Source organism: Pseudomonas sp. H3_E07, from assembly GCF_054668895.1.
The window spans coordinates 1,309,265-1,327,478 of record NZ_CP162795.1 but is presented as its reverse complement, the minus strand read 5'-3'; the positions used below and the strand labels follow the sequence as shown (position 1 = coordinate 1,327,478).

Below are 18,214 nucleotides of genomic sequence, written 5' to 3'. Positions count from 1 at the left end.
GGCGCACAAAAAACACTGCACCAAGTTGGGTCTGGCACACCTCAAGAATGTGGGAGCTGGTATTTGTTGCCAAACAATCAGGTCAGAAGGTTTTGCAGGGTGGCAAGGTTGTCAGCCTCTTCCACGGATTTGTCCTGCCGCCAGCGCAACATCCGCGGAAACCGCACCGCAATCCCACTTTTGTGTCGCTTGGACAGGGCAATGCCCTCGAACCCCAGTTCAAACACCATGCTCGGCGTCACGCTGCTGACCGGGCCGAATTTTTCCACCGTGGTCTTGCGCACAATGGCGTCAACCTTGCGCATTTCTTCGTCGGTCAGGCCGGAGTAGGCCTTGGCAAACGGCACCAGGGTGCGTTCGCTGCCGGGCGGTCCGTCCCACACGGCGAAGGTGTAGTCGCTGTAGAGGCTGGCGCGCCGACCATGACCGCGCTGGGCATAGATCAACACCGCGTCGACGCTGAACGGGTCGACCTTCCACTTCCACCACACGCCCATGTCCTTGGTGCGGCCGACGCCGTAGAGGCCATCCCGCGCCTTGAGCATCATGCCTTCCACGCCGAGGCTGCGGGAGGCTTCGCGTTGTTTGGCCAGCGCTTCCCAGGTCGCGCCGGTCAACAGCGCAGACGCCACTAGTACGGGCTGATTGCACTGGGCAATCACCCGCTCAAGCTGCGTGCGACGCTCAGCCTGGGTGTGGTTGCGCCAATCGTCGCCCTGGTGTTCCAGCAGGTCGTAGGCCAGTACCGCAACCGGAGCATCTTCCAGCACTTTTTTGCTCAGGGTCTTGCGGCCAATTCGCTGTTGCAGCAGCGCGAAGGGTTGCACCGTGTCTTTCCATACCACGATTTCACCGTCGATCACCGTGCCATCGGGCAAGCCGCTCACCAGGCTGTGCAGTTCTGGGAAACGCTCGGTTACCAATTCTTCGCCACGGGACCAGATCCACAGGCGGCCCTCGCGTTTCACCAGCTGCGCGCGGATGCCATCCCACTTCCATTCCACTTGCCAATCGGCGGGAGAGCCCAGCAAATCGTGGAATTGCTCCACCGGTTGTGACAAACCATGGGCGAGAAAAAACGGATAAGGCTGTCCGCCCCGTTGTGCATGTTCGTCGGGCGATTCGGCGGCGATCAACTTGAGGTAGCCTTGGGCCGTAGGACGGTTGGATAAGTCGGTGTAGCCCACCAACCGTTGCGCCACGCGCTTACTGTCCAGATCGGCCATCGCGGCGAGTGCGCGGGTGACCAGCAGTTTGGACACGCCAACGCGAAAGCTGCCGGTGATCAACTTGATGCACACCATCAGGCTGGGCTGATCCAGTTGTGACCATAACGCCGGTAGACGTTCGGCCAATTCCAATGGCGGCAGACCACGCAGGGGCAGGAGTTTTTCCTCCAGCCACACTGCCAAGCCGTCCTCCGAGGTGTAGGTAGATTCCGGCAGCAGCAGGGAAATGGTCTCCGCCAGGTCGCCCACCGACTGGTAGCTTTCTTCGAACAACCACGGCTCGATGCCGGACGCTTCGGTGGCCATATCGCGCAACAGGCGCGTCGGCACCAGTTGCCGAGGTCGCCCGCCGGACAGGAAATACACCGCCCAGGCGGCATCCTCCGGTGCGGCATCCTGGAAGTAGGCTTGCAGCGCGGCAAGCTTGGCGTTGCTGGAGGTCGTGGCGTCTAGGTTGGCGTACAACTCGGCAAAGGCCTTCATGCGCTGGCCTCTTCTTCGTCATCACCGTATTCAGTCGTGAAGCCCTGGGCATCCAGGCCTTTTTCCCGCAGATGGCGCACCAGAACGCCGACAGACCCGTGAGTGACCATCACCCGCTCGGCGCCGGTTTGCTCGATGGCCCACAGCAGGCCAGGCCAATCGGCGTGGTCCGATAGCACAAACCCCCGGTCCACGCCGCGCCTGCGTCGGGTGCCGCGCAGGCGCATCCAGCCGCTGGCGAAAGCGTCGCTGTAGTCGCCGAAGCGCTTGATCCAACTGCTGCCGCCGGCGGAAGGCGGCGCGATGATCAAGGCCTGGCGCAGCAGCGGGTCGGTTTTCTTGAAGTCACCGGCGTATAGGGTTTCAGGGATATAGATGCCGGCCTCGCGGTACACCCGATTCAATGGTTCGACCGCGCCATGGCTGAGGATCGGGCCGATGCTGGCGTCGATGCCATGCAGGATGCGCTGAGCCTTGCCGAAGGAGTAACAGAACAACACGCTGGCTTTGCCGGCTGCGATATTCGCCTGCCACCAGGCGTTGATCCCGGCAAAAATCTGCGCCTGGGGCTGCCAGCGATAGATCGGCAGGCCAAAGGTGGATTCGGTGATAAAGGTGTGGCAGCGCACCGGCTCGAAGGGCGCGCAGGTGCCGTCGGGTTCGACCTTGTAGTCGCCGGACGCGACCCAGACTTCACCCCTGTATTCCAGGCGCACCTGGGCCGAACCCAATACATGCCCGGCGGGGTGAAAACTCAGGGTGACGCCGTGGTGGAGCAATTGTTCGCCGTAGGCCAGGGTCTGCAGGTTGATGTCCTGTCCCAGCCGCGAACGCAGGATGCCTTCGCCAGGGGCGGCGGCCAGGTAGTGCTGGTTCCCGGTGCGGGCATGGTCGCCATGGGCGTGGGTGATGACCGAGCGTTCCACCGGGCGCCAGGGGTCAATGTAGAAATCTCCGGCGGGGCAGTAGAGGCCTTCGGGGCGGGCGATGACAAGGTCCATGGGCGTGCCGGGGGCGATGGGCTTATCAGGTAGGAGGCGGTTGGCAGAGGAGAAGTTCGATTAACTATTTGCAGTGATCGGGCTTGCTCAACACAGCAAGCCACTCCCACATGTTGATCCGGTTATTTACCGGGCGTCAGGGTCAACCTGGCTTTCCCATACACCTTCTCGAAGTTCTGCGGCTGCATCGGGAAGCTCAGGTATTGGGCCTTGAGCGACGGGTCGATGCCATTGGCATAGTTCGGGCTGGCCGGGTTGCCGGACTGGCCGATGCCACCCTGGCCCATCATCGGTTCCACTTGGCCGAAGTCGACGATCATGCGCAGGGCCGACACTTGGGTGGTGGTGAAGTCCTGGCCCCAGCTGTAAGGCGCAGGGTTCAGGGTGTTGTGGTCGCCACCGGAGGCCAGCGGGCCGCGGATCGCCTGGCCGTTGGTGTTTTTCCAGGTGGTGGTGTGCAGTTTGCCCCACTGCCAGGCCTTGTGATCGGCGCCCAACTGGCTATCCCCCGCGCTGATCGCGGCGGCCAGGCTGCGGGCGAGGATCGCCGGTTTGTCTTCTTTTTGCGGGGTACGCACGTCATCCCAGAACGGGCTGTCTTCGCGGCCCAGCAAGTGGTCGGCCTGGGCGGCGTAGGACAGGCTGGCATTGCTGACAAACGCCTTCCAGCTGGCGCTGTTTTCCGGGCCGAGTTCGTCAAGGAAGATCTGCTTGGCGCTTTCTTGCAGGAACAGTTCATAAATCGCCGCGTCGGCGGAGGTGGACGCCAGGCGACCGTCAAAGGCCATCAGACGCCCCAGCGCTTCCCGTGCCTTGGTCTGTTCGGGCGCCGGCAGTGCGTCGATCGCCTGTTTCAGCGGCTGGGCCATGCCTTGCGCCTGGAACATTGTCTTGAGCTTGGCGGCGAAGGTGGTGGTCTGGTCGTACTGCATGGCGATCATGCTGCGGCTGTCATGCTTGCCGGCATTGGCCAGTTGCGCCAGGCGCTCACTGCGCTCCGGTGCATCCCAGGAGTTGGACAACTGCATACCATAACCGCGCGGCGCGGTGCGTTGGTTGGCGGTGCCGATCCAGCCTTGGGCCGGGTCCTGGTCATAGGGGTGCAGCATCGCGTCGGCGTAGCCATCCCAGTCAAACCGCGTGTCCCAGCCGGGCGACGGCAGCAGGCCTTCGCCTTCGCGACGGTTGGGGAAGCGCCCGGTGACTTGCCAACCAATGTTGCTGGCGTCGGCGAAGATCATGTTCAGGGCAATGGCGCGAATCTCGCGCGTCGCGTCCGAGGCCTTGCCGGCGTTTTGTGCACGGGACAGGTCGAAGAACGCGTCCAGGCTCTTGTCATCCTTGAGTTCGGCGGTTTGCAGCGCCAGACCCAAACCGGTGGTCAGCGCCTGGCTGCTGTTGAGCAGGGCGCCGTGGCGGGTTTCGTACACCACTTCACGAATCGAGCGTTGGCCTTTGACGAAGAAGGTTTCGTTACGCACACCAGCGGGTAGCCATTTTCCGTTGTTCTCGTAATACAACGCGCTGCCCTGGCGTTTGACCTTTTCCAGGAACAGGTCCTGAGTGTCGCCCTTGACCGTGCTCATGCTCCACGCGACTTTGCCGTTGAAGCCGGACAGCAGTGTCGGCAGGCCGGCAATCGAGGCGCCCACGGCCTGGTACTTCGGCGCGCGGATCTGCACGTAGCTCCACGGAGACGGTGCTTGCGGCTGGGCGGCGAGGTCGCCTGCCAACAGGCTTTTACCGCTGCGGCTGCGTTGCGGGCCAATGGCCCAGTTGCTCGATGTGGTCACTGCCAGCGAGTTGAGGCTGCTCAGTTGCTGGCCGACCGCGTCCAGGCCGGCGAGGCCGGTAATCTGGCTGAAATTCACGCCCTTGAGTTTCTCGGCCTCGGCCAACGGGATCGCTTCATCCGGCGCACTTGGGGTGAGCCAGGCGAGTTTGTCGACGCCGACCTTCTGTGCCAGCACCAAGGATGCGATTTCCTCCTGCAGGTTGACCGATTCGCTGAAATTCAGCAGGCAGAACAGCAGCGCCGAATCTTCCGGCTTCCAGTACTCGGGCTTGTACCCGGTCTGGGCCAGGTCTGGCGGTAGCTTGTCGCGGTAGCGGAACAGGTAGGCATTGACGCCACGGGCATACACTTCGAAGAAGCGCTTGAGGCGCGGGCTCGATGCGTTATACAGCTCGCCCGCGCTTTTCTTCAGGTTGACCGCGCGCATGAATCGATCGACATCCAGCACCTCGGGCCCGGACATTTCCGCCAGGCGGCCCTGAGCCAACAGGCGCAGGGTGACCATCTGTGTGATGCGATCACTGGCGTGCACATAACCGAGGCTGAACAGTGCGTCATGGAACGTGTTGCTTTCGATCAGCGGCATGCCTTGAGCATTGCGGCGCACGGAAACATTCTGTGCCAGGCCTTTGAGCGGCTGCACGCCGGCGACCGGGGGCAGGGTGTCCTGGGTGCTCTGGAGCTGGCAACCGGCCAGGCTTAACGCACTGGCCACTGCCGCGGCAACGCCGAACCGGGGAAGAAAATGTGAGAGGGCTGGCGAGGCCATGGCAAAGCTCCTGCGGGGGGTAGCGTCAGTAAAGGCGCTACGTTAGTGAGCGCGGCGAAACGACGCAAGCAGGAGCTATGCCTTATTTTCAGGAAATGCGTATCAAGACTTGGGCGGGTTCACTTTCTGCACCAGCTCATACGCGCGGACCGTCGCCGGCCGCTCCTTGATCCTGTTGAACCAGCGGTGCAGGTGTGGGAAATCTTCCAGGCGTTGGCTCTGCCACTTGTGGGAAACAATCCACGGGTAGATCGCCATGTCAGCAATGCTGTAGGCCTCACCCGCCACGAACGCGCGGTCTGCCAGACGCCGATCCAGCACACCGTAAAGGCGAGCGGTCTCGTCCACATAACGCTTGATCGCATACGGAATTTTTTCCGGTGCGAACTGGCTGAAGTGATGATTCTGACCGGCCATCGGCCCCAGGCCGCCCATTTGCCAGAACAACCACTGCAGTGTTTCCTGGCGACCGCGTAGGTCTTTTGGAATGAACTGGCCGGTTTTTTCCGCGAGGTACAGCAGGATCGCGCCGGATTCAAACAGTGAAATCGGCGCGCCACCGTCGGTCGGGTTCTGATCGACGATGGCCGGAATGCGGTTGTTGGGAGCGATCTTGAGGAAGTCAGGCTTGAACTGGTCGCCCTGGCCGATGTTGATCGGGTGCACCTTGTAGGGCAGGCCGGCTTCTTCCAGGAACAGCGATACTTTGTGACCGTTAGGGGTAGTCCAGTAATACAGGTCGATCATGAAGCTCTCCAAAAGTGGTGATGCTTGAGCGAATGCCTGTAGGTATAGGTAATGTTGGGTGTGCGAAGTTTCAATGAAACATTTGCGCATACCCATAGAAGCAAATTAAAAGGCGCCGTCCACCAACACCTGCACCGTCTGCTGCGAACAGCGCTCGATGCGTGCCCGCACGCGATACACCTCGGCAAACAGCAGTGGGTTGAGCACGTCGTCCGCTGCACCGCTGGCATACAAACGTCCCTGGCGCAGCACGGCAATATGGTCGGCGAAGCGCGCGGCGAGGTTGATGTCGTGCAGCACCACCACGGCAATCAGGTTGTGTTCGCGCACCAAATCGCGCACGCAATCCATGACTTTCAGTTGGTAATTGAGGTCGAGGGCGCTGGTGGGTTCGTCCAGCAGCATCACCTGAGGGCGACGGGCGATGAGTTGGGCGAGGCTGACCAGTTGGCGTTGGCCGCCGGATAGGGTGCTCAGCAACTGATCGGCCAAATGCGCGATGCCAATGCGCTGCAAGGCGTCGAAGGCTTCACGCAGGCAGGCGTCGCTGGACAACGGGATGCCCTCGACATTCGCCACGCGCAGGGCGGCGATCACACTTTCCATCACGCTGAGGCTCAGTCCCGGTGGCAAGTTTTGCGGCATGTAGGTCACACGCCGCGCGCGCTCGGCGACGGACATGGCCGACAGGTCGAGGTCACCCAATCGCACAACGCCTTGCATCTTTTCCAGCCCGGCCACGGCACGTAGCAAGGTGGATTTACCCGCGCCGTTGGGGCCGATCAGAGCGGTGATGCTGCCGTGGGGCAGGGTGGGCAGGCTCAGGTCGTGCACGATCTGGCGGCGCCCGTAACTTACCTGGGCATTGTGTACGCTCAACCCTTGGCTCATAACTGCCTCCCCCGCTTGAACACCAACACCACGAAAATCGGCACGCCCACCAACGCGGTGACGATGCCCACCGGCACGATCACGCCGGGCATGATCAGCTTGCTGGCAATCGACGACAGCGCCAGCAGCAACGCGCCGGTCAAGGCGCTGGCCGGTAGCAGGAAGCGTTGATCTTCGCCCACCAGAATCCGCGCGATATGCGGACCCACCAGGCCGATAAAACCGATGGTGCCTACAAAGGCCACGGCGGTGGCCGACAGCAGACTGATGCGCAGCAGTGAGAAAAACCGCAGGCGCTTCACGTCCACGCCAAAGCTTTGCGCACGGTCCTCGCCCATGCGCAACAGGGTCAGGCGCGGTGCGGCGGCAAAGGAAAACGGCAGCACTACCGCGACCACCAGCGCCAGGATGCCGAGCTTGTCCCAGTTGGCCCGGGTCACACTGCCCAACGTCCAGAACACCAGCTGTTGCAACACATCTTCGGTGGCCACCAGTTGCAGCAGCGCCACCACCGCGTTGCAACTGAACACTAGGGCGATGCCGAACAGCACCAGGCTTTCCACCCCGGCGCCGCGCAAACGCGACATGGCTTGCAGCAAAAATACCGACGCCGCCGCGAAGATAAATGCCGAGATGGAAATCGCCGTATTGGCCGAGACCCACAGTGTCGTCACCGGAAACACAATCACCAGGGACGCGCCCAAGGCCGCCGCCGACGACACGCCCAAGGTGAACGGGCTGGCCAGCGGGTTGTTCAGGATCGCCTGCATTTCGGCCCCGGCCAGCGACAGCGCGCAGCCCACCAGCACTGCCATGAGTGCATAGGGCAGGCGCACGTTCCAGATGATCACCTGGTCGGTGACGCTGAGGTGGGACGGGTGCAGGATTCCGTCCAGCAAGGCCAGCAGGCCCATGCCCGAGGGGCCGCTGGCAAGGTCCACGAGGATGGCGCTCACCAGCGCCGTACCGAGCAGGCCAAGCAGCCAGGCGCGCCGCGCCAGCAGACGGCGATAGCCATGGGTGGCGCTGGCGAGGTCGAGGGTTCGAGTGGTCATTGAGCTCACACAATCTTGAAAGCGAAGAGGATCCAAATGTGGGAGCTGGCAAGCCTGCTCCCACACTGACTGCATTCCAATAGGGCGATCAACGTTACTTGGGCTTGCTGTCGATCCAATAGGCACCCTGCAACGGCATCCCCAGGAATTGCGCGTTGATCTGGTCCATGGTCGTCTGCGGATCCAGCTGGGCGAACAGCTCCGGGTGCACCCATTTGGCCAACGATTCAATCGCCAGCAGGTTGTACGGCGAGTTGTAGAAGTCATGCCACAGGCCGTGGGCATTGCCCTCACGGATTGCACGAAGATTGGCGAATTCGGGACGCGCCAATACCCGGTCCAGCGCCTCGTGGGCTTCATCTGCGCCGACACCCGCGCCCAAGATCAAGCCGGGCTTGCGGTTGCCGGTGGCTATATACACATCCGGGTCGGCCTTGAGCGCGTACTCGACGCTGATATCGCCCAACGCACCCGGCACCACGCCAGCGGCGATATTGCGCCCGCCGACCAGTGCGATCAGTTCGCCCATGCCACTCTTGCCGGTGGTATGCCCCGGCGCTTGCCAAACGCCGGCCAGCAGTTCGAGGAACACACTCGGGCGCGGCCCCGCCGGCAAGGTGGCGATCGCATCGGTGATCACCTTGATGTGCTGGTCATAGAAATCCAGGAACGCCTTGGCCTGGGCTTCACGCCCCAATGCCTGGCCCAGCGCGGTCATGCTGGTGTGAGTACCCTGCGCCGGGTTGATGCGGAAGTCGACGAACACCACCGGAATGCCCGCCTGGGCCAGCACATCGGCGACCGGACTGTGTTCGGTGGGGCCGTGACCGGAAATGCTGAACACTGCCAGGTCAGGTTTCAGCGAGAGGATTTCCTCGGCGCTGACACTTTGTTCCGACGCTTGCCCGATCAGCGGGATGTCTTTCACTGTCGGAAATTTCGCCACGTAGGCGTTGTAGGTGTGTTGGTCGAGCAAGCGCAAATCGTTCTGCCAGCCGACGATGCGCTGGAAGGGCGCGTCCTTGTCCAGCAACGCAAACGCCGAAATCAGCCGGCCTTCACCCAGGACAACGCGCTTTACGTTGTCAGCCACTTCGACCTTGCGGCCCAGCACATCGGTGACTTCATGGGCGGCAGCGGTTTCAGCATGGCCCAGGGCCAGCGCGGCAAACAGCACGCCGAGCGTGACCACATTACGGGGTTTCAACATGGCAGGGACTCCAGGTGAAGGCGGCGCATCAGCCATCGCTCCAGCGCCGCAACAGGTTGTGGTAAGCGCCGCTCAGTTGCAGCAGCGCGTGGTGATCGGCGTCTTGGGCGGTGAGGGTCTGGATCGCCACGTCCATGTCCAATAGCAACTGGCGCTGGCTGTCTTCGCGCACCAGGCTTTCGATCCAGAAAAAACTGGCGATGCGCTCACCGCGCGTCACTGGATTGATCTTGTGCAGGCTGCTGCCGGGGTAGATCAGCAAGTGGCCGGCGGGCAGCTTCACAGCGTGTTCGCCGAAGGTGTCGCGGATCACCAATTCACCGCCGTCGTAGCTGGCCGGGTCGGCCAGGAACAGCGTGGCGGAGATGTCGGTGCGCACCCGCTCGCGCACGCCCTTGATGCCGCGAATGGCGTTGTCGATATGCCACTCGAACCCTTCACCACCGCTGTAGCGGTTGAACAGCGGCGGGTAGATGCGCTTGGGCAAGGCGGCGGACATAAACAGCGCGTTGTCCGACAGCCGCGCCAGAATCTGCTCACCGATGCGATGGGCCACTGGCGAATCCTCCGACAACTGCCGGTTATTTTTCGCCATGGCCGAGCGCGGTCCGGCGGTCACCTTGCCGTCAACCCAGGGCTGATCGAGCAAGGTGGCCACGGTGGCGTCGACTTCGCTGGCACTGAACAGCGCCGGGATTTCGATCAGCACGGTTCAGAACTCATAGTCGACGCTGGCGGTGAGGGTGCGCCCGGCACCTGGGATGCCGTAGAGCTGGAAGCCGTCGAGGGAGGCGCCGACCTGGCTGTAGTAGAACTTGTTGAACACGTTGTTGAGGTTGAGGTTGACCGTGGTGTCCTTGTTCACTTTGTATTGCGCGGCCAGGTTGCTCAGCCAGTAGCCGGGGGCTTTTTCGTGGTCGCGGGTGTAGATCGCGTACACGCCGGACGGGCCGTTGGCGTAACTGCTGTTGTTGTTCAAGCCGCCGACGTATTTGTTGTCGGTGTAACGGCGGCGGCCCACGTATTGCTCGCCGTAGCTGAGGCTCAGGGCATCGGTGACGGCGTAGGTGGTCCACAGATTGGCGGTCAGGTCGGGCACGTTCTTGGCTTCGGCGCCCTTGTTGATGCCTTTGGTCTGCGTGCTTTTGAGTGCCGAGAAACCACTGTAGGCGGTCCAGCGCGGGGTGATATTGCCCTGCAGGCCCAGTTCGATGCCGTCGACCCGTTTGGCGGGCAGGGCGCGTACCGGCGCGGATTCGCCGTCCTGGTATTCCCAGGCATTGTCCAGTTCGGTGCGGAAGATCGCTGCTGTGACGTTGAGCATATCGTGGGCAATGTCCCACTTGGTGCCCAATTCATAGGTCTTGGACTTGGCCGGGCTGTAGTGGCTGGTGCTCGCCGTGCCGTAGATCTGGTTATTGGTCGACGCACCCAACGCGGACGGCTGCGCCGCTTCGCTGTAGGACACATAGAGGCTGCCGTTGGGCAACGGCTTGAACACCGCGCCAACCCGACCGCTGACGGCACCGTCGGTGCTGCTGATGCTGGCTTGACCGCGTTGGCTGGTCTGGGCACGCCAGTTGTCGTAGCGCAGCGACCCGAGCACTTGCCACTGATCGTTGAGGGTGATGGTGTCGCCCAGGTAGATCCCGGCGTTGTCGATCACTGAGCGCGGGTCGCCTTCGCCTTTGGTCACGTAGGTGCTGGCGAAGCTGTGGTTGGGGGCGTTCATGTCGAACAACATGTCGCCGGCCGGCACTTTGGCGCTGCGTTTCAGGCCGCCGTAAGTCTCGTGATAGAACTCCAAGCCGCTGACCACGGCGTGTTGCAGGCTGCCGGTGGTGAGGTTGAAATTGAAGTCGGTCTGGTTGTCGAGGATGGTGTAGCGCTTGGACAAGCCGAAATCGCTGCCGCGCAGGATGCCGTAGGCGGTATTGCTGTTGTTCACGTAGTCGGAGTAGGCATTCACCGTGCTGCCCGGCACTTGGCTGATCGGTCCTACACCGGTGTAGCCCAAGGTCGCACAACGGGTGCCGGTGCAGGTCTTCTGGCCGTTGGCGTTGGCGGCGAAGAAGCGCGCCGGGGAGAGCACGGCAAAATTGTCGCTGCGTTCCCAACGCGTCTGGTTGCGCAGGTTGGCGTCATTCCAGTCGAAGTCATGCTCGAAGCGCGCCGTGAGCGAAGTGGTTTTGTTCTCTTGGGTGTAGAGGCTCGAGTCGCCGTACCCGTTGGAGCGCTTCACGCCGGGCATGCGATCGCCATTCGTCCCACGCTGGATCGGCACGCCGCCGTCCGGCGTATTGGTGTCTTTCTGGTAGAAGGTGTCGACAAAGACGCGCGTGTCGGTGCCCAAGCCAAAGCCGAACGAGGTGGAAATGCCCCAGCGGTCGTAGTCCACGTCGTCACGTTCGGCCACTTGGTTGTAGTGCTTCATCAGGTTGATACGTAGGGCAGTGGTGTCGTTGATCTGTTTATTCAGGTCAGCGGTGAGGCGGCGGTAGGCATCGGTGCCGATACCGGCCGAGACGCGGTTGGCATCGCCCAGGTGCGCTTCTTTACTCACCAGGTTGACGCTGCCCCCCACGGCGGACACGCCGGATTCGATGGAGCCAGTGCCCTTGAACACTTCCGCCTGTTGCAGGTTGAAGGTGTCGGTGCGCGTGGACATGCCCGCATCGCGCACGCCATCGACGGTCAGGCTTTGTTCGGAAGAAAACCCGCGAATCGAAAACAGGTCGCCCCACCCCAGGTTGCCTTCGCCGGACATGAAGGTAATCCCCGGCACGTTGCGCAACACTTCCTGCAAGGTCTGCGCATTCTGCTCCTTGAGCACCTGCTGCGGCACGATGTTCACGCTTTGCGGGGCGTCCAGCAGCGGTTGGCTGATTTTTGCCGAGGTCACCCGGTCTACTTTGAACGTGGAAGTGGCTTCACCATCGACCTTGATTTCCGGCAGGCTCAGCACCGAATCGTTGGACTTGGCCGCTGGCGCGCCAGCCAAGGCGACCGGGACGACGCCGCCGGCAGCCAGTAGGCCGAACATCGGTGCCAGGGTGATGTGCAGCGTGTGGCTGCGAGGTGTGGACGATGACATGGGCAACTTCCGAGTCTAAATTACAATTACTCTCATTTAGGTTCGGTAGTCTAAAGAGCGTTTTCCCCTGCCATGCCCCGGGTTTGTATCGCTGATGCGTGATTATGGTTTCCTACAACATTCCATTACATTTGCCTGCACGGCTGGCTGAACTTTCGGCTATTTGCTGCGTTTCATTGTTTTTTGGATTGACTGCCCATGGCCAAGCAAGACCACCTGCTGATCGTTGATGACGATCCGCAAATCCGCCAGTTGCTCTGCGACTACCTGAGCGACGCCGGCTTCCAGGTCTCCACTGCGGCCGACGGCAAGGAAATGCGCCGCCGCCTGGCGCTGAATGTCATCGACCTGATCGTTCTCGACCTGATGCTGCCCGGTGAAGACGGCCTGAGCCTGTGCCGCGAACTGCGGGTGAACTCAAACACGCCGGTGGTGATGCTCACGGCAAAAGGCTCGTTGATCGACCGCATCGTCGGCCTGGAAATCGGCGCCGACGATTACCTGCCCAAACCGTTCGACCCGCGCGAACTGCTGGTGCGGATCAAGGTGGTGTTGCGCCGGGTGCAGAGCTTTCCCGACCGTGCGCGCCTGGATGAAGCGCCGAGCATCCGTTTCGCAGGCTGGCAGCTCGACACGCGGGCGCGGCAGTTACTGTCGCCGGAGGGGGTGGTGGTCAGCCTGGGCAACTCCGATTACCGCGTGTTGCGCCTGCTGTTGCAGCACCCCAATCGCCCGTTGAGCCGCGACTTCCTGCTCAATCACGTGTTCGACAAGGACAGCACGCCGTTCGACCGTTCCATCGATGTGTGCGTCAGCCGTCTGCGCTCGCAACTGCCGGCCAATGTGATCAAGACTGTGCGCAACGAAGGCTACATGCTCACCGCCGACGACGTTGTGCTGGAATCGTGAGACTGCTGCCGCGTTCGCTGTTCGGGCGGTTGGTGCTGATTTTGGTCAGCGGCATGCTCGCGGCGCAGGCGCTGACCAGCAGCATCTGGTACGACCGGCGCCACGGGCAGGTGCTGGAAATCCCTGCGCGCTTGATCGCCACGCGCTTGGCGGACGTGGTGCGGCTGGTGCACGGCGACCCGCAACAGGCGGACCTGCTGATCAAGATGCTCGACACGCCGACCTTCCGCCTGACCCTCAGCGACCAGGCCAGTAATACGCCTAGCACGCTTCACGACAGCGACCGGCCCACCGAACGGTTGATCAAGAAGGTATTGTCGGAAAAAACCGGTTACGCCCAGACGCTGATCCTGTTGCGCCTGTCGTTGGTGGATGGCGAAGGGCAAACCGCCGGGCTGTCGACCCTGCTGGGTTCCAAACCGGTGGTGGGGCAGTTTCTGATCGACCTGCGCCTGCCCGACGGCCGCTGGTTGCAGGTGGATGCCAGCGAAGAACAGGGCTGGACCAGCACCTCACCGCTGGACCTGTTGTTCGATTACGTTATGCGCATTTATTTGCTGCGGGTACTGGTATTGGTGCTGATCGCTCTGGTGGCGGTGCGCCTGGCGATCCGCCCGCTCAACGCGTTGGCCAAGGCGGCCGAAGCCCTGGGCCGGGATATCCAGCGACCGCCGTTGTCGGTGGATGGCCCTACCGAAGTGCGCCGTGCCGCCCAGGCCTTCAATGCCATGCAGCAGCGGCTGATCGCCAACATCGCCGAGCGCACGCGGTTTCTTGCGGCTATTTCCCACGACCTGCGTTCACCGATCACACGCCTGCGCCTGCGCACCGAGATGCTTGAGGACAACCGCACCAAGGAACGTTTTCGCAGTGACTTGGAGGAAATGGAACAGATGGTGGCCAGTACGCTGGATTTTGTCAGCAGCGGTGAAATCAACGAGGCACGGCAGAACATCGACATCAATGCCTTGCTGCAAAGCTTGCAGGCGGATCTGCAGGATGTGGGCGAGAACGTGGTGATCGAAGGCCGCGCAAAACAGCCACTGCCGGGGTACGCCCGCAGCCTCAAGCGGTGTGTGCAGAACCTGCTGGAGAACGCGGTGCGTTATGGCCGCGATGTGACGGTGCGGGTCGAGGACCAGGCGGATAGCTTGACGATCATTATCAGCGACCGAGGGCCGGGGATTCCCCAGGCACAGCTGGAGCAGGTGATGGAGCCGTTTTATCGGGTAGAAGGCTCACGCAATGCCGAGACCGGCGGGTATGGGCTGGGTTTGAGCATCGCTCACACCATCGCCAAGGCGCATGACGGGCGGTTGAGCTTGCGTAATCGGGAAGGTGGGGGCCTTGAGGCGGAGCTGCGATTCCAAAGCAAATCCTGAATGTGAAGTGCAATCTAAATGTGGGAGCGGGCTTGCTCGCGAAAGCGGACTTTCAGTCGATGCATCAGGTGACTGACACACCGAATTCGCGAGCAAGCCGGCTCCCACACAAGCCCGCTCACATTTGGGCCTTACGCCCCGTGGCACTTCTTGAATTTCTTCTCGCTGCCGCACGGGCAAGGATCATTGCGACCCACGTCCTTCAAGGCGTTGCGCACGGGCTCCTGGTGAGCATGGCCGCAGTTCGGGCCGTGGACATGGCCGTGGTCGTGATCATGGTGATCGTGATCGTGGTTGCAGTCAGGACCATGGACATGGGGTTGCTGAGTCATCGATGTCGCTCCGGAATAAAATCGCCGGGGATTATCTCGCCATTGTGGTTCACCTGCACGTCATAACCGATGAATAATCCGGTTTTCAGCTCGCCATCCAAGCGATACGGCACAGGCCGGTCGGGATTTTTCAGCATCTGCACCACATCACGGATCTGCGGCCAGAGGTTGGTGCGCACCGACACCCGGAAAAACTTATGACTGCGCGGCGGCACGGTGAGCCATTCATTGGACTCGCCCTCAGTCAGCACGAAGTCGCCCAGGGTGACCTTGTAAATCAAACCGCGCACAGTCAGGTCGGCGTCGTCGCGGTTATCCACGCGAAAGTACAGCTTGAATTTCTGCTCCAGCAACTTGGCGCGCACCACTTCGACTTTCACCAGCGACACGTGGGGCGGGGGGGAGTCGTCTTCAAACCACGACGCGCAACCGCTCAAACCGAGGGCTAACGCCAGCATCAAGCTGTACATCCGAAGCATGGCGTTAATCCTTAGCGTTTTTAGAGGTAGCTGGAACAGCACTTCTTGAATTTCTGCCCACTGCCACACAGGCAGGCATCGTTGCGTCCGGCCTTCACTTCCACGGTCGGGTCGATGAAGTACCAGCGCCCGTCATTCTGTACGAAAGAAGACTGCTCGCGGTGGCTATGTTCGCCGTTGCTGTCGTGCCAGCGCGCGGTGAAGGTCACGAACGCGTGTTCCGGCTGGCCGCCGAACACCTCGGAGCTTTCCACCTCAAGGCCGAGCCAGGTGCTCTGGGCACTCCAGGCGGCGATGGCATTTCGGTCCAGCCCGGCTTGTTGCGCGGGCAGGGTGGTGGCGATCAGGTAATCCACCAGGCCCAAGACGTAGGCGCTATAACGCGAACGCATCAACGCGGTGGCGCAGGGTGCCGGGTGGCCGGCGTGATAATGGCCGCAGCAGGCATCCAGCAGGTTGCCACTGCCGCAGGGGCAAATGGATGTACTCATCAGGTTACCACCAATACTTTCCGAAGTTTTCCGGGTTGGCCCAGAAGCGGGCGTTGAGCCAGTCCGGCACCTGTTTATAGTCAAGCAGATCATAGGTAAACAGCGTGAGAACCTGCTCGTCGCGCTGGAATCGCTCACCGGCCTGCAGGGCCAGGGAGAAAAAGTCCGTGTCCTTCCAGTCGCAGGCGCCCAGGTCCACCAGCACCGCAATGCGGCTGGCATTCAGGTTACGGATGCCGCCGAGCAGCGTCAGGCCTTGCGGTTTTGACAGGTGCTCCAGGCAGTCCACCACCAGCGCCAGGTCAAACCGCTGTGCGGCAAGCTCTGTGGGCAACGCGCCCGGTGCCGCGACGGACACCTGAGTGTCCGGGTGGGCTTTTTGAAAAGCCTCCAGCGCCGGGAACTGGCTGGCGCCCAACAGCAGCAGGCGTTTGGGCTGGTGCAGATCGAGCAAGGCGGCCAAGGCTTGCTGAGGTGTACGGGCAGAAATACCAGCGGTCATCAGAGATCCTCACATCGGGACCATAGAGACTAGCGCGGCTGAGCGTGCGGGCCTAGAGCGGGTGGCGGCGAAAAGTCCTACGAATGCGGCGATCCTCAATGAATACAGGGGCGCGGCGTAGTGGCGCAGATGAAAAGAGCCGTCTTTACTCCACCCATCGGCCCCCGCCGATCCCCTCAGGAGAAATCAGATGAGCATCATGCGGACAGCTCTACCCTTGGTTCTGCTAACCGGAGTATTGACAGGTTGCGCAGGTTTGCAAAAAACCGATTGGCCCACCTGCGCCGCCATTGGCGGTGTGACCGGTGCGGCGATCGGTGCCACTGAAAGCTCGGCCTATGCGGGCGCTGGTGCGCTGCTGATCGGCGGCATGGCCGGTGCCTATTGCTGGGTGCACGGCGATGGTGATGAAGACGGTGATGGTGTGCCGGATAGCCGCGACAAGTGCCCAGGCACGCCAAAAGGTGTGCAGGTGGATGCCAATGGTTGCCCACCGACACCGCCACCGGCCGTGGTTGAGGAAGTGGTGGTGGTCAAGGAAGAAACCATCGTGATCCGCGATGTGCACTTCCAGTTCGACTCGGCCAAGCTGACGGCGGCGGACAAAACCAATCTCGACACCATCGCCACGCGCTTGAAACAGGAAGCCCCGACCGCCCAGTTGCGGGTCAGTGGGCACACCGACAGCGTCGGCAACGACGCCTACAACCAGAAGCTTTCGGACAAACGCGCCCATTCGGTGACGGACTACCTGATCGGTGCCGGTGTGCCGCGCAGCAATTTCGTATCGGTGACCGGCGCAGGTGAAAGCCATCCTGTAGCGGATAACAAAACCGCTGAAGGCCGCGCCTTGAACCGCCGCACCGAAATCCAGATCAACCGCTGACGGCCCTTGCCCCTGTGGGATCCACAGGGGCATTGCTGCCAATCCTCCCCCTTTATCATCTTTTTTGATCCTTCACTGGCAAAGCGCCTGTGGAAGTCGTTACTGTGCGTCCAAAGAAAAACTAGAAATATTTTTTGAAAATTTTCAGGGGAGCTCCACGATGCGTAAGGTTCTATTGCTGGCCCTGTTGGTCAGCCCCGTTGCCCTGGCCCAGAGCGTCAGTGTTGAAACCAACTCGTTGATGCGCCTGCCCAGCAGCACCAGTGTGTTGCAACTGGAGCGCTTGGACGTGGCGGACTACGGCACGTTGTTGATTCCGGCCACCATCAGCCAAGTCACCGTGGATGAACTGCACCTGGGCCGCGACGCCCGTATCGCCATCGTGCCCGGTAACACTGCGCTGCAATTGCAAGTGCGCCATGCGCAGTTGGATCACGGCAGCCAGATCACCTCACGCGGCGCTCCCGGCACCCACGAAAAGCCGGCCAAGGCCGGGCGTGACCTGACGTTGCGCATCAATTCTCTGGTAGCCGAAGAACTGTCGGTGGACGCCCGTGGCGGCGCCGGTGCCCAAGGTTATGCCGGGCTGGATGGCGCCAATGGCGAAGACCCGGGCTGCACCTGGGGCTCGGCCGGTCGTGGCGCCAATGGCGATAACGGCGGTGACGGTTTGCCAGGCGCGGCGGGTGCGCAGGTGCGGGTCGAACTGCCGCAGGACTTCCCGGCGCAGCAGATCAAGGTGTGGGTGGATGGCGGTGCCGGAGGTTTGGCTGGCACAGCGGGCAAGCCCGGCAAGGGTGGCCAGTCCAAAGGCTGCCTGGTGTACCGCGCTGATGGCGGCGAGAAAGGCCGCCCAGGGTTGGAAGGGCAGCCAGGGCCGGCTGGGCCTGCAGGCACTGTGACAATCCAGCGGCTGTGAGTCGTTTGGGCTGACGTCTTCGCGAGCAAGCCCGCTCCCA

At 61.9% G+C, this 18,214-nt stretch carries 17 protein-coding genes; 4 read left to right on the top strand and 13 right to left on the bottom strand.

The features are described from left to right. Nucleotides 1–77 precede the first annotated feature (77 nt). From AB4O08_RS06035 to AB4O08_RS05995, 9 genes are all read right to left on the bottom strand, one after another. Nucleotides 78–1,712 carry an ATP-dependent DNA ligase gene (locus AB4O08_RS06035; protein ID WP_010212409.1) on the bottom strand — a complete coding sequence of 545 codons (1,635 nt, stop codon included), beginning with the start codon at nucleotides 1,710–1,712 and terminating at the stop codon, nucleotides 78–80. After that, nucleotides 1,709–2,713: a ligase-associated DNA damage response exonuclease gene (locus AB4O08_RS06030; RefSeq protein WP_010212407.1), complete on the bottom strand. Its 1,005-nt coding sequence runs from the start codon at nucleotides 2,711–2,713 to the stop codon at nucleotides 1,709–1,711. Before AB4O08_RS06030 ends, AB4O08_RS06035 begins: the two co-directional genes overlap by 4 nt. Nucleotides 2,714–2,835: 122 nt before the next feature. Continuing rightward, nucleotides 2,836–5,277, bottom strand: a complete 2,442-nt coding sequence (locus AB4O08_RS06025; RefSeq protein ID WP_460114754.1) for a penicillin acylase family protein — start codon at nucleotides 5,275–5,277, stop codon at nucleotides 2,836–2,838. A 102-nt stretch (nucleotides 5,278–5,379) separates the two neighbouring features. Next, nucleotides 5,380–6,024 carry a glutathione binding-like protein gene (locus tag AB4O08_RS06020; RefSeq protein WP_010212403.1) on the bottom strand — a complete coding sequence of 215 codons (645 nt, stop codon included), beginning with the start codon at nucleotides 6,022–6,024 and terminating at the stop codon, nucleotides 5,380–5,382. A 105-nt stretch (nucleotides 6,025–6,129) separates the two neighbouring features. Next, nucleotides 6,130–6,915, bottom strand: coding sequence for an ABC transporter ATP-binding protein (locus tag AB4O08_RS06015; RefSeq protein WP_256454760.1), 786 nt, complete (start codon nucleotides 6,913–6,915; stop codon nucleotides 6,130–6,132). After that, a complete protein-coding gene (locus AB4O08_RS06010) occupies nucleotides 6,912–7,970 on the bottom strand; it encodes a FecCD family ABC transporter permease (RefSeq protein WP_198832075.1) in 1,059 nt (352 codons plus the stop codon). Before AB4O08_RS06010 ends, AB4O08_RS06015 begins: the two co-directional genes overlap by 4 nt. 94 nt (nucleotides 7,971–8,064) lie before the next feature. Next, nucleotides 8,065–9,180 carry an ABC transporter substrate-binding protein gene (locus AB4O08_RS06005; protein ID WP_198832074.1) on the bottom strand — a complete coding sequence of 372 codons (1,116 nt, stop codon included), beginning with the start codon at nucleotides 9,178–9,180 and terminating at the stop codon, nucleotides 8,065–8,067. Nucleotides 9,181–9,208: 28 nt separating this feature from the next. Beyond that, nucleotides 9,209–9,889, bottom strand: coding sequence for a Fe2+-dependent dioxygenase (locus AB4O08_RS06000; RefSeq protein ID WP_198581462.1), 681 nt, complete (start codon nucleotides 9,887–9,889; stop codon nucleotides 9,209–9,211). Between the two features lie 3 nt (nucleotides 9,890–9,892). After that, complete coding sequence (locus AB4O08_RS05995; protein ID WP_460114753.1) at nucleotides 9,893–12,274, bottom strand: TonB-dependent receptor; 2,382 nt, start codon at nucleotides 12,272–12,274, stop codon at nucleotides 9,893–9,895. A gap of 198 nt (nucleotides 12,275–12,472) precedes the next feature. Here AB4O08_RS05995 and AB4O08_RS05990 point away from each other — a divergent pair, with 198 nt between their 5' ends. Then, complete coding sequence (locus AB4O08_RS05990; RefSeq protein ID WP_010212395.1) at nucleotides 12,473–13,183, top strand: response regulator; 711 nt, start codon at nucleotides 12,473–12,475, stop codon at nucleotides 13,181–13,183. Continuing rightward, nucleotides 13,180–14,565, top strand: coding sequence for an ATP-binding protein (locus AB4O08_RS05985; RefSeq protein ID WP_010212394.1), 1,386 nt, complete (start codon nucleotides 13,180–13,182; stop codon nucleotides 14,563–14,565). The genes AB4O08_RS05990 and AB4O08_RS05985 overlap by 4 nt, the downstream gene beginning before the upstream one ends. A gap of 131 nt (nucleotides 14,566–14,696) precedes the next feature. Here the strand turns inward: AB4O08_RS05985 and AB4O08_RS05980 are convergent, their stop codons facing one another. Genes AB4O08_RS05980 through AB4O08_RS05965 form a run of 4 tightly spaced genes read right to left on the bottom strand, consistent with a single transcriptional unit; the run spans nucleotide 14,697 to nucleotide 16,369 of the window. Beyond that, nucleotides 14,697–14,897 (bottom strand): SEC-C metal-binding domain-containing protein, encoded by a 201-nt coding sequence (locus tag AB4O08_RS05980; RefSeq protein ID WP_003189235.1) that lies wholly within the window; start codon nucleotides 14,895–14,897, stop codon nucleotides 14,697–14,699. Next, on the bottom strand, nucleotides 14,894–15,376 hold the full coding sequence (locus tag AB4O08_RS05975) for an LEA/WHy family protein (RefSeq protein ID WP_021492408.1): 483 nt from the start codon (nucleotides 15,374–15,376) through the stop codon (nucleotides 14,894–14,896). Before AB4O08_RS05975 ends, AB4O08_RS05980 begins: the two co-directional genes overlap by 4 nt. Before the next feature lie 20 nt (nucleotides 15,377–15,396). Continuing rightward, nucleotides 15,397–15,867 carry a YchJ family protein gene (locus tag AB4O08_RS05970; RefSeq protein ID WP_010212389.1) on the bottom strand — a complete coding sequence of 157 codons (471 nt, stop codon included), beginning with the start codon at nucleotides 15,865–15,867 and terminating at the stop codon, nucleotides 15,397–15,399. Between the two features lie 4 nt (nucleotides 15,868–15,871). Next, nucleotides 15,872–16,369: a DUF6231 family protein gene (locus tag AB4O08_RS05965; protein WP_010212387.1), complete on the bottom strand. Its 498-nt coding sequence runs from the start codon at nucleotides 16,367–16,369 to the stop codon at nucleotides 15,872–15,874. A gap of 190 nt (nucleotides 16,370–16,559) precedes the next feature. Here AB4O08_RS05965 and AB4O08_RS05960 point away from each other — a divergent pair, with 190 nt between their 5' ends. Next, a complete protein-coding gene (locus AB4O08_RS05960; protein WP_042570681.1) occupies nucleotides 16,560–17,255 on the top strand; it encodes an OmpA family protein in 696 nt (231 codons plus the stop codon). 160 nt (nucleotides 17,256–17,415) lie between these two features. Beyond that, nucleotides 17,416–18,174, top strand: a complete 759-nt coding sequence (locus AB4O08_RS05955) for a hypothetical protein (RefSeq protein ID WP_010212385.1) — start codon at nucleotides 17,416–17,418, stop codon at nucleotides 18,172–18,174. Nucleotides 18,175–18,214 lie beyond the last annotated feature (40 nt).

What these genes read in the sequence shown, in the direction of transcription:
- AB4O08_RS06035 (WP_010212409.1), bottom strand. Translation starts at nt 1,712, where the DNA reads ATGAAGGCCTTTGCCGAGTTGTACGCCAACCTAGACGCCACGACCTCC.
- AB4O08_RS06030 (WP_010212407.1), bottom strand. Translation starts at nt 2,713, where the DNA reads ATGGACCTTGTCATCGCCCGCCCCGAAGGCCTCTACTGCCCCGCCGGA.
- AB4O08_RS06025 (WP_460114754.1), bottom strand. Translation starts at nt 5,277, where the DNA reads ATGGCCTCGCCAGCCCTCTCACATTTTCTTCCCCGGTTCGGCGTTGCC.
- AB4O08_RS06020 (WP_010212403.1), bottom strand. Translation starts at nt 6,024, where the DNA reads ATGATCGACCTGTATTACTGGACTACCCCTAACGGTCACAAAGTATCG.
- AB4O08_RS06015 (WP_256454760.1), bottom strand. Translation starts at nt 6,915, where the DNA reads ATGAGCCAAGGGTTGAGCGTACACAATGCCCAGGTAAGTTACGGGCGC.
- AB4O08_RS06010 (WP_198832075.1), bottom strand. Translation starts at nt 7,970, where the DNA reads ATGACCACTCGAACCCTCGACCTCGCCAGCGCCACCCATGGCTATCGC.
- AB4O08_RS06005 (WP_198832074.1), bottom strand. Translation starts at nt 9,180, where the DNA reads ATGTTGAAACCCCGTAATGTGGTCACGCTCGGCGTGCTGTTTGCCGCG.
- AB4O08_RS05995 (WP_460114753.1), bottom strand. Translation starts at nt 12,274, where the DNA reads ATGTCATCGTCCACACCTCGCAGCCACACGCTGCACATCACCCTGGCA.
- AB4O08_RS05990 (WP_010212395.1), top strand. Translation starts at nt 12,473, where the DNA reads ATGGCCAAGCAAGACCACCTGCTGATCGTTGATGACGATCCGCAAATC.
- AB4O08_RS05980 (WP_003189235.1), bottom strand. Translation starts at nt 14,897, where the DNA reads ATGACTCAGCAACCCCATGTCCATGGTCCTGACTGCAACCACGATCAC.
- AB4O08_RS05975 (WP_021492408.1), bottom strand. Translation starts at nt 15,376, where the DNA reads ATGCTTCGGATGTACAGCTTGATGCTGGCGTTAGCCCTCGGTTTGAGC.
- AB4O08_RS05970 (WP_010212389.1), bottom strand. Translation starts at nt 15,867, where the DNA reads ATGAGTACATCCATTTGCCCCTGCGGCAGTGGCAACCTGCTGGATGCC.
- AB4O08_RS05965 (WP_010212387.1), bottom strand. Translation starts at nt 16,369, where the DNA reads ATGACCGCTGGTATTTCTGCCCGTACACCTCAGCAAGCCTTGGCCGCC.
- AB4O08_RS05960 (WP_042570681.1), top strand. Translation starts at nt 16,560, where the DNA reads ATGAGCATCATGCGGACAGCTCTACCCTTGGTTCTGCTAACCGGAGTA.
- AB4O08_RS05955 (WP_010212385.1), top strand. Translation starts at nt 17,416, where the DNA reads ATGCGTAAGGTTCTATTGCTGGCCCTGTTGGTCAGCCCCGTTGCCCTG.